We start from the raw sequence: 10,750 nt of genomic DNA, 5'->3' as shown, positions 1-10,750 counted from the left end.
GGCTTATTGGATTGTCCTGGCAGCGAAGTTGTCCCTGGAAATAACTCCAGCAGAGACCGTACCCGAAACCGACACAGGTGGACTGGTAGAGCATACCAAGGCGCTTGAGAGAACTGTGCTGAAGGAACTCGGCAAATTGCACGCGTAACTTCGGAATAAGCGTGACTCTTCTTTGGGCAACCAGAAAAGAGTGGCACAGGCCAGGGGGTAGCGACTGTTTAGCAAAAACACAGGGCTCTGCGAAGCAGCAATGCGACGTATAGGGTCTGACGCCTGCCCGGTGCCGGAAGGTTAAAGGGAGGAGTGCAAGCTCCGAACTGAAGCCCCGGTAAACGGCGGCCGTAACTATAACGGTCCTAAGGTAGCGAAATTCCTTGTCGGGTAAGTTCCGACCTGCACGAATGGCGTAACGACTTCCCCACTGTCTCCAGCACAGGCTCAGCGAAATTGAATTCCCCGTGAAGATGCGGGGTTCCCGCGGTCAGACGGAAAGACCCTATGAACCTTTACTATAGCTTCGCCTTGGCGTTAGCATCAGTATGTGTAGGATAGGTGGGAGGCTTTGAAACCGGGGCGCCAGTTCCGGTGGAGCCATCCTTGAAATACCACCCTTACTGTTGTTGACGTCTAACCGAGGCCCGTTATCCGGGTCCGGGACATGGCGTGGTGGGTAGTTTGACTGGGGCGGTCGCCTCCCAAAGTGTAACGGAGGCGCGCGATGGTGAGCTCAGAGCGGTCGGAAATCGCTCGTCGAGTGCAATGGCATAAGCTCGCCTGACTGCGAGACTGACAAGTCGAGCAGAGACGAAAGTCGGCCATAGTGATCCGGTGGTCCCGTGTGGAAGGGCCATCGCTCAACGGATAAAAGGTACTCTAGGGATAACAGGCTGATTTTGCCCAAGAGTCCATATCGACGGCAAAGTTTGGCACCTCGATGTCGGCTCATCACATCCTGGGGCTGGAGCAGGTCCCAAGGGTATGGCTGTTCGCCATTTAAAGTGGTACGTGAGCTGGGTTCAGAACGTCGTGAGACAGTTTGGTCCCTATCTGCCGTGGGTGTTCGAAGCTTGAGAGGATCTGTCCCTAGTACGAGAGGACCGGGATGGACATACCTCTGGTGGACCTGTCGTGGCGCCAGCCGCGCAGCAGGGTAGCTAAGTATGGAATAGATAACCGCTGAAAGCATCTAAGCGGGAAACTAACCTCAAAACAAGGCTTCGCTGAGGATCGTGGAAGACTACCACGTTGATAGGCCAGGTGTGGAAGTGCGGTGACGCATGAAGCTTACTGGTACTAATAATCCGATCGGCTTGATCGTTTTTCATCAAAGCCCATATCGGTTTCCTTGCAAGAATATGATGTCTTCTCGAATGTCTGGTCTATTGACCTGGTGGCTATGTCGGAGGGTCCCCACCCGATCCCATTCCGAACTCGGTCGTTAAGTCCTCCAGAGCCGATGGTACTTCGTCTTAAGGCGCGGGAGAGTAGGTCGCTGCCGGGTCTATAGACCAGACATTATTCGATCCGCCCACCCTTTCTCACAACATCTTACTACGGTTGCCGCGGGATGGAGCAGCCCGGTAGCTCGTCAGGCTCATAACCTGAAGGTCGCAGGTTCAAATCCTGCTCCCGCACCCAAATACAAAAAGCCCCGTGCGCAAGCGCGGGGCTTTTTGCTGTCTGGCTTGTCGATGGGTGCCAAGGGGGGCGGGTTCGGCTTGCGGTCTCGGGTGTCTGCCCGTCAGAACCGATCCCCGGCCCACATGCCCCGCGCTTGTGCCAGCCCCGGGCATGGTCTCGGCACCTGTCCGGGGCGGCTCCCCAAGCCGCACTTCGCTCAACCCCGCGTCCGGACTGTCGGCCTGCTGCAAGCGCTGCCGAAAGGGCCCGCTCATCGCTAGCGGCCGCACGGGAGGATGCGCCATTGAGAAGGTGGGCGCTCTGGGCTAGGACTGATCGTGCACGGTGGCACCAGAATATACCCGGCCGGCTACCTATCGGGTTCACAAGACAAAGTTCGCCTTGCAATCGCCTCAAATTCGGGAAACTTGGGGCAAACCGGATAGAACAAGCTCGTCGCCGTCTGCGGCTATCGTGCGAGTGCGTCACGAGGGGTTTTGAGAGATGCGTAAGTTGCTGGCGACCGCGGTCGCGCTGGGTCCGCTCGTTGCCGCCGCCTCGGCCGGCGCAGAGATCGTCATCTCGAACGAGCGCACCACGCCGATTCTGACGGCCACAGCAAACAACGGCGCCCCCGACGACATCCGCCTGGCGAACAATGGCGTGATCCGGCTGACGTCGGGCACGGCCATCACCCAGAACTCGAGCCATAACGTCACCATGGACACCACCTCGCGTATCCTGATGGAGAACGCGGCGAATGGTGCGACCGGTATTCTGGCCACGGGCGGGAACACCGGCAACATCGTGGTATCGGGCCAGATTCGCATTACCGACGGCTACGAGCCGACCGACACCAACAACGACGGCAATCTCGACGGTCCTTTCGCCACCGGCACAGACCGCTATGGCATCCGCCTTGCCGGTGCCTCCCCCATGGTTGGCAACCTGACCCTGAACTCGTCAGGCAACATCCTGGTCGAGGGCAACAACTCCTACGGCATCTCGATCGAATCCGGGCTGGACGGCGAGTTCCGCTCGCTGGGTACCATCGAGGTGGTGGGCGACAACAACCATGCCATCCGCTCGACCGGCACGATCACCGGCGATGTCCAGATCCACGGCAGTGTCACGGCCCGTGGCGAGAACGCGGTCGGCGTTGCGCTGGATGGCGATGTCGGCGGCACTGTTTTCATCAATGCCACCGTCGTCACGACCGGCTTCCGCTATCCCACGGCACAGCTGTCGCAGGCGTTCATCAATGCGCTGGGCCCTGATGACCTGCTGAACAACGGCCCGGCCCTGCGCATTGGCGGCAACATGGCCGGGGGCGTTATCATCGACATCCCGCCCACCAACAGCGATCCCGACAACGACGACGAGGACGGCGACGGCATCATCGATGCCAACGAGGGGATCGGCTCGATCACCTCTCTGGGCTCGGCACCCGCCGTTCTGATCGGGTCTGACAGCCAGGACATCACCCTCAGCGCGGTCGGGGCGGGCGGGCTGAACTATGGCTTCATGAACCGCGGCACCATCGAGGCCGTCGGTCTGTTCGCGGGCTTTGACACCACGGCCATTCTGATCGGCAGTGAAGACGGCTTCAACGTCACGCTGGAAGGCGGACTGCGCAACGACGGCAACATCACTTCGACGGCGAACCAGGCGTCGGCCGTCGGCCTGCGCATTCTCGACGGCGCCACGGTGCCTTCGATCCTGAACAACGGCAACCTGCGCGCCAACGCCCGCCTTGACGAAGGTGTGGCCTCTGCGGTGGCTCTCGACATTCTCGCGGGCGGCAATGTCACAAGTCTGAACAACGCCGGCAACATCATTGCTCAGGGCATTGGCCGCGAGATGGACGCCGTGGCCATTCGCGATCAGGACGGCAGCCTCTCCTCGATCACCAATACCGGCGTGATCCAGGCCAATCTGGGCACCACAACGGCCGGCATCGCGCCGATCAACCGCGCCATTGCCATGGACCTGCGCGCCAACACCACGGGAGTGACCATCACCCAGTTCGGCGTTCTCGGCGATCCCGATGACGACCTGCCGGACGAGGATGGAGACGGCGTGCCGGATGTGGCAGAGCCGATCATCGTCGGCGACATCCTGCTGGGCTCGGGCAACGACGTGCTGGATGTCCAGAACGGCCTGATCGTCGGCAACATCGATTTTGGCACCGGGGCGGACAGCTTCACCATCTCGGGCGGAGCCGAGGTGATCGGTGCGATCACCACTTCGAGCGGCCTGCTCGACATCACGGTTGCGGACGGCATTCTCGACACGCGCCACACCACCGCGACCGACCTGACCAGCCTCAACGTCGGTGCGGACGGTACGCTGGTCGTAGCCCTGGACCCCATCAACGGTCAGGCAGGCGGCTTCAACGTCAATGGCACGGCGACCTTCGCCAATGGTGCCGAGATCGGCCTGTGGTTCAACTCTCTGATCCTCGATCCCGAGCGCTTCACCCTGGTGCGTGCCGACACGCTGATCGTTGGCGATCTGGATACGGACAGGCTGGAGACCAACACCCCCTATCTGTTCGTGGTCGAGGTCGGGGTGGACAGCGGGGCCGGTGAGATCTTCGCCGACGTGCGCCGCCGCACCTCCTCCGAGATCGGCCTGATCCGCGTCGAGGATGCGGCGTTCGAGGCCATCTATCAGGCCCTCGCCGGTGATCCCGAGCTTCAGGGCGCGTTCCTGCGCCAGTTCGAGCGCGACGGCTTCATACAGCTCTATGCCCAGATGCTGCCTGACCACTCGGGTGGTGCGCTGCTGTCGCTGGCCTCGGGCGTCGATGCGGTGACGCGCACCCTGTCGGGCCGTGGCCAGATCGCGCCTGCGGGCACGACCAGCGCCTGGCTGCAGGAAATCAACTTCTACGCCGACAAGGATCAGGGCGGGGCCTACGGCTTCCGCTCCGAGGGCTTCGGCGTGGCGGGCGGCGTAGAGCGCGGCACCGAGATGGGGGCGTTCGGCGTGTCCGCCGCCTTCACCTCGTCGGACCTGCAAAGCCCGGAATCGCGCGCCGAGGAAGTGCTGACCGCGCGCCTGCTGGAGCTGGGGCTCTACTGGCGGATGCAGGGCAACGGCTGGAGCGCCTGGGCGCGGGCTGCCGGCGGCTATGCCAGCTTTGACTCCACGCGCCAGTTCGTGGGCTCGGGCGTGCTGCGCCGCTCGGAAGCGAGCTGGAACGGCTATACCCTGGCTGCGGGCGCAGGTGCCTCTTACGAGCGCACCTTCGGGCGCTATTCGATCCGCCCCGAGGTCTATGCCGAATATTTCGCCCTGCGTGAAAACGCGCGTCAGGAATCGGGCGGCGGCGACGGTTTCGATCTGGCCATCGAGGAGCGCAACGGCCACCTGTTCAGCACGGTCGCGGCGGTCAATTTCGGGGCCAGCTTCGGCGAGAACCGCTGGCTGCGGCCCGAGCTGCGCATCGGCTGGCGTCAGAACGTCTCTTACGACGGCGGCGTCACCACGGCACGCTTCCTCTCGGGCGGTCCGGCCTTCGATCTGGTCTCCGACAGCCTGCAAGGCGGCGGTCCCATCGTGGGGCTGCGCCTGAATGTCGGCAACGAATACGGCTTCCTCACCGTGGAGGCCGATGCCGAGAAGATCGACGACTATGTGCGCTTCCTGCTGCTGCTGCGAGCCACGTTCCGGTTCTGATCGGACGGCACGGCCGCCGATCCGGCAGGACAGACAGGGCAAGGGGCTCCCGGGCAATCGGGGGCCCCTTTGTTTTTCGTGGCTAGGGCGGCGGGCGCTGTCGTAAAAGACCCTATGCCCGTGCCAGAAGCCTCGCCAGATTCCCTGCCAGACCGCTCGCCGGACTTCACGCCCGATAACGAGATGAGCCTTGATCAGGCCCGCGCCGTCCACGCGCAGCTCAGCGCGCAGATCCGGCACCACGATGCGCTCTATCATGGTCAGGACGCGCCCGAGATCAGCGACGGCGAGTATGACGCCCTGCGCGCGCGCCTGCTGGCGCTGGAGGCGGCACACCCGTCGCTGGCCGATGAGCACTCGCCGTCATCCGAGGTCGGCACCGCGCCCAGCGGCGCCTTTGCCGCCGTGGTGCACGGCGTGCCCATGCTCTCGCTCGACAACGCCTTCTCGCGCGAGGATGTGGCGGCCTTTCTGGCGCGGGTGCGCCGCTTTCTGGGCATGGGACAGGACGAGCCCCTCGATATTCTGGCCGAGCCCAAGATCGACGGGCTTTCGGCCTCGATCCGCTATGAGGGCGGCGTGCTGGTGCGCGGGGCCACGCGCGGGGACGGGCGCGCGGGCGAGGACGTCACGGCCAACCTTCGCACGCTCGGCGATATTCCCGAACGCCTGGCAGGCGGCGGCATTCCCGATGTGATCGAGGTGCGCGGCGAGGTCTATTGCCCCACCGAAGCCTTTGCCGCCTTCAATGCCGAGGCCGAGCGCGAGGGGCGGCGCACCTATGCCAATCCGCGCAACTTTGCCGCCGGATCGCTGCGCCAGATCGATGCGGGGGTCACGGCGGGCCGGCCCCTGCGCTTCTTTGCCTATGGCTGGGGCGAGGTCTCCGCGCCGTTCGCAAGGACACAGTCCGAGGCCGTGGCGGCGCTGGCCGCATGGGGCTTTCCGACAAATGATCGCACCTGGCGCTCGACCGGCCTCGACGGGCTGATCGAGGGCTATGAGGCGCTGGAGCGCGATCGCGCGCGCCTCGGCTATGACATCGACGGGGTGGTCTACAAGGTCGACCGGCTCGATCTTCAGACACGTCTTGGCTTCGTGGCTCGCAGCCCGCGCTGGGCCATCGCCCACAAGTTCGCCGCCGAAAAGGCCACCACAGTGGTCGAGGACATCGAGATCCAAGTCGGGCGCACGGGTTCCCTGACGCCGGTGGCGCGGCTTCGGCCCGTGACGGTCGGCGGGGTGGTGGTGCGCAACGCCACCTTGCACAACGAGGACGAGATCGGGCGCCTCGACGTGCGCGTGGGCGACAGCGTGATCGTCCAGCGCGCGGGCGACGTGATCCCTCAGGTTCTGAGCGTGATCGCAGAGCAGCGCCCGGCGGACAGCACGCCCTATGTCTTTCCCGTCACCTGTCCGGTGTGCGGCTCGGAGGCGGTGCGCGAGCCGGGCGAGGCGCGGCGTCGCTGCACGGGCGGGCTGATCTGCGAGGCCCAGATACTGGAGCGCCTCAAGCATTTCGTCAGCCGCCGCGCGCTCGACATCGACGGCCTCGGCGAAAAACAGCTTGCCGCCTTCCATGCGCGGGGCTGGATCAGCGAGCCTGCCGACATCTTCCGCCTGGCGCGCGACGAGCAAAAGCTGGCCCTGCTGCGCGAGGAGCCGGGCTATGGCGAGCTTAGCGTGGCCAGGCTGGTGGCGGGCATCGAGTCGCGTCGCACTGTGCCGCTCGACCGTTTCGTCTTTGCGCTGGGCATCCCCGAGATCGGCGACCAGACCTCGCTCGTGCTGGCGCGCGCCCACGAGGACTGGCCTAGCCTGAAAGCCTCCGCCCTCGCGGCTGGCGCGGGCCTGCCCAGTGAAGCCTTCGAGCGCCTCAGCGCCGCGCCCGGTGTGTCCGCGCGCATCATCGCCATGCTGGCCGAGGCGCAGGTGTCGGCTGCCGATCCCTGGCCCGAAGCCCCGATGGATCAGAAGATTGCCCAGGCCTTTCCGGCCATGCCCGCTCCGGCCCGCCGCGCTCTGGCCGCGCTGGCAGGCGACTGGCCCGGCGTCGTCCGCTGGGCACAGGTGGCGCGTGATGAAGCCCCGTCGCCGCAACTGTTGGCCCTGTCGGCGATCTCGGGCGTCGGACCGGTGGCGGCGCGTGCGCTTGGCCAGTTCTTCCACGAGCCGCACAACCGCGCGCTGATCGAGGCGCTGGAGGGCGAGCTTGATGCCATCATCGCCCTTGAGAAGCCTGCCGCATCCAGTCCCGTGTCGGGCAAGACCGTGGTGTTCACCGGGGCGCTCGAGCGCTTCACGCGCGACGAGGCCAAGGCCCGCGCCGAGAGCCTGGGTGCCAGGGTCTCGGGCTCGGTCTCGAAAAAGACGGACTATCTGGTCGCCGGGCCGGGCGCGGGCTCCAAGCTGAAAGACGCCGAAAAGCACGGCGTCAGGGTGCTCAGCGAGGACGACTGGCTGGCCCTGATCGGGGACTAGCTGCCGGTCAGGGCGCGGATGGTGGGGCTGTTGTCAAAGGCCTCGGGCTCGACCGGATCGGCCTGCAGCTTCAGGTGGGCGAACATGGTGCGCGCGCCCGAAAGATCCTCGTCCGACAGCGGGCGCAGCGGCGCGCCGGGCTGATCGCGCGTGCCCGGCAGCAAGGTCAGGGTGACCGAGTTCATCACATTGCCGCCGATCATGTGAAATACGCCCGCCGCCTCGTCCACCCGCACCACCACGTCGCAGTGGGTGGGCGCAAAGCGGTCCATCTCGGGCCTGCGGTCGGCCAGTGAGCGATAGCTGGCCCGCCCGCGCGCATTGCACAGAAGATCGCCCGGCTCGATCCTTGCCTCGCCCGCATCGTAGGCCACATAGGCCGTGCCGCTGAGCGCGCCGTCGCGGGCCCGGATCGCCTGATCGATATAGACCCGGTGCGAGGCATCGCGCGCGAACTGGCTGGCCTCGCCCAGGCCCGCCTCGCACATCACCCAGCTGATGAAGGCCGCCGACCATGGCTCGACCCAGTCGATGGCCTGATCGGTGGCGCGCCAAGCGCGGTTCTGGCGCGCGATGATGCCTGCACCCTCCGAGGTCACGCTCCAGTAGCCGCCGATGCTGGCGTGGGTGGCGGGATCATTCTCCCAGCGGCCCATGCGAAGGATGTGGCGCCCCTGGCGCGGCCGCTCGCGCGGCGGATTGAGCTGTTCGGGCAGCACGCCCTCGGGCAGCAGGCCCCGCTCGATGGGCCTGGCATCCACGGTCTGATAGCCGAACACGGCCCATTCCTGCACGGCAATGTCGACGATGCGCCTCCGCGCCCAGTGGGTCGGCCCGACGCGGCAGGCCGCCTGTGTGACACGCATCTCTCCGCGCCCGCCCGCAACGCGGCTGGCCGGTGCGATGACATCGAAGACCTCGCGGGGCAGGCGCTCCTGTCCGTGGGCGGGCAGGGCACACAGCGCGGCCAGAACGGCGCTGGCAAGACCTCTCACAGCGGCGCGCACTGGACCTCCAGCCACGCCAGCACCTCGCCGTCCAGGTGCGGGCCGATCTTCGCAAGCACCTCGGCGTGATAGCGGTCCATGTAGGCGCGCTCGGCATCGCTCAGCAGCGACACCTCGATCAGCCTGCGGTCGATGGGCGCGAAGGTCAGGGTCTCGAAGCCCAGCATGGGCCGCTCGCCGCCTTCGATCGCGCGCGCCTCGGTCACGACCTGAAGGTTCTCGATGCGGATGCCCCAGTGGCCGGGACGATAGTAGCCGGGCTCGTTGGAAACGATCATGCCCGGCAGCAGCGGCTGGGTGTTGACGGCCTTGGCGATGCGCTGGGGGCCTTCGTGCACGCCCAGATAGCTGCCCACGCCGTGACCGGTGCCGTGGTCATAGTCGAGACCGGCCATCCACATGGGCAGACGCGCCAGCACATCGAGCTGGTGGCCGGTGGTGCCCGCCGGAAAGCGCACCACGCTCATGGCGATATGACCCTTCAGCACGCGGGTGAAGCGGTCCTTCTGCTCGGCGCTGGGCTCGCCGATGGCCATGGTGCGCGTGACATCGGTGGTGCCGTCCAGATACTGCCCGCCGCCATCGACCAGCAGCAGCGAGCCCTTCTCGACGCGCCGGATGGTGCGCTCCACGGGCCGGTAGTGGGGCAGGGCGCCGTTGGGACCGGCCCCGGCAATGGTGTCGAACGACAGGTCTTTCAGCGCGCCGGTGGCCTCGCGCAGCTGCTCCAGCCTTTCGACCACGACGCGCTCGTCCGGCAGGGTTTCCTGGGCCTCGGTGCCGACCCAGTGCAGGAACGTCGCCAGCGCCACGCCATCGCGGATATGGGCGCGGCGCGCGCCTTCGATCTCGGTCTCGTTCTTGGTGGCGCGGGGCAGGGCGCAGGGGTCGGGCCCGCGCTCGATGTGCACGCCGAGGGCCTCGGCCCGCTCGAAATACCAGGCCGAGGACTGGGCCGGGTCGATCAGCAGGCGACGGCCCTTCAGATCGCCAAGGGCGCCCTCCAGCGCCTCGGGCCGCTCCAGCGACACTTCGTTGCCGAGCCACCCGGGCAGGGCATCGCTTATCTTGGCCGGATCGAGGAACAGACGCGCGCTGCCGTCGCTGTTCAGGATCGCCTGGGCCAGCGGCAGGGGCGTGCGGATCACGTCTCCGCCGCGCACATTGAACAGCCACGCCACGGACGCCGGGGCCGTCAGCAGGGCCGCGTCGATGCCGCGCGCGGCCAGGGACTCGCCCAGCCGCTCGCGCTTGGAGGCGCTGCTCTCGCCGGCAAAGCGGATTTCGTGGGGCACCACGGGGGCCGCGGGCTGGGGCGGGCGCTGATCGCCCCAGGCCTCATCGACCGGATTGGCCTCGCAGGCCACCAGCTCGACGCTGGCGGCCTTCGCCTCGCGGGCGATGGCGCCGAGCGCGTCGGGGCTGTGCAGGCGCGGGTCATAGCCGAGGCGCGTGCCGGCAGGCAGGTCGCGCACGAAGCCGGGCACGCCGCCCTCGACCAGATCGAGAAACTCGAAGGACGCTCCGTCAACCTGATCGCGCACCTGCTGGGTATAGCGCCCGTCGGTGAACATGGCCGCGCGGTCCGCCATGACGATGGCCGCGCCTGCCGAGCCGGTGAAGCCGCTCAGCCACGCCAGCCGGTCGTTGGCCTCGGGCAGATACTCGTTCTGGTGCTCGTCCTCGTGGGGCACGATGAAGCCGTCCAGCCCCCTCTGTGCCAGCACCGCGCGCACGGTCTTGAGGTTGGCAGGGCCCTGTTCGGGGCGGGTGGTCTCGTGAAAGGTCTGTCTCATGGCCCAAGACTTAGCCCTCTGCCCGCGCGCCCGCCAGTGCCGCACGCAGGCGATTTGCGGGCGGTTGGCCGCCGACAGCCCCTATGGCGTTGACCTGAAGGCCCCATATCGACATAAGGGCGGGTCACGAAACGCAGCCCCTGACCGAGGCTGGGCCCGGCA

At 66.3% G+C, this 10,750-nt stretch carries 4 protein-coding genes, 1 tRNA gene and 2 rRNA genes (1 of these 7 only partly in view); 5 read left to right on the top strand and 2 right to left on the bottom strand.

Annotation, left to right across the window (positions count from 1 at the left end; all coding sequences use genetic code 11):
- The 5 genes from ACK4E3_RS04865 to ligA all read left to right on the top strand — a co-directional run.
- Positions 1-1,318, top strand: a 23S ribosomal RNA gene (locus tag ACK4E3_RS04865) (it extends 1,461 nt beyond the left edge of the window).
- Positions 1,319-1,386: 68 nt separating this feature from the next.
- Positions 1,387-1,501, top strand: a 5S ribosomal RNA gene (gene rrf / locus ACK4E3_RS04860).
- A 60-nt stretch (positions 1,502-1,561) separates the two neighbouring features.
- Positions 1,562-1,638: transfer RNA gene (locus ACK4E3_RS04855), tRNA-Met, on the top strand.
- A gap of 486 nt (positions 1,639-2,124) precedes the next feature.
- Positions 2,125-5,304 (top strand): autotransporter domain-containing protein, encoded by a 3,180-nt coding sequence (locus tag ACK4E3_RS04850; RefSeq protein WP_409697141.1) that lies wholly within the window; start codon positions 2,125-2,127, stop codon positions 5,302-5,304.
- Between the two features lie 183 nt (positions 5,305-5,487).
- Entirely contained in the window at positions 5,488-7,785 is a 2,298-nt protein-coding gene (ligA, locus tag ACK4E3_RS04845; protein ID WP_409701079.1) for an NAD-dependent DNA ligase LigA, read from the top strand.
- Here ligA and ACK4E3_RS04840 read toward each other — a convergent pair.
- Positions 7,782-8,780 carry a DUF2272 domain-containing protein gene (locus ACK4E3_RS04840; RefSeq protein ID WP_409697138.1) on the bottom strand — a complete coding sequence of 333 codons (999 nt, stop codon included), beginning with the start codon at positions 8,778-8,780 and terminating at the stop codon, positions 7,782-7,784. The genes ligA and ACK4E3_RS04840 overlap by 4 nt on opposite strands.
- Positions 8,777-10,588, bottom strand: a complete 1,812-nt coding sequence (locus tag ACK4E3_RS04835; protein WP_409697135.1) for an aminopeptidase P family protein — start codon at positions 10,586-10,588, stop codon at positions 8,777-8,779. Before ACK4E3_RS04835 ends, ACK4E3_RS04840 begins: the two co-directional genes overlap by 4 nt.
- Between the last annotated feature and the right edge of the window lie 162 nt (positions 10,589-10,750).

This window comes from Brevundimonas sp., from assembly GCF_046299595.1.
Classification (GTDB): Bacteria; Pseudomonadota; Alphaproteobacteria; order Caulobacterales; family Caulobacteraceae; genus Brevundimonas.
The sequence above is the reverse complement of the archived record's forward strand: the minus strand, read 5'-3'. Positions and strand labels throughout refer to the sequence as shown.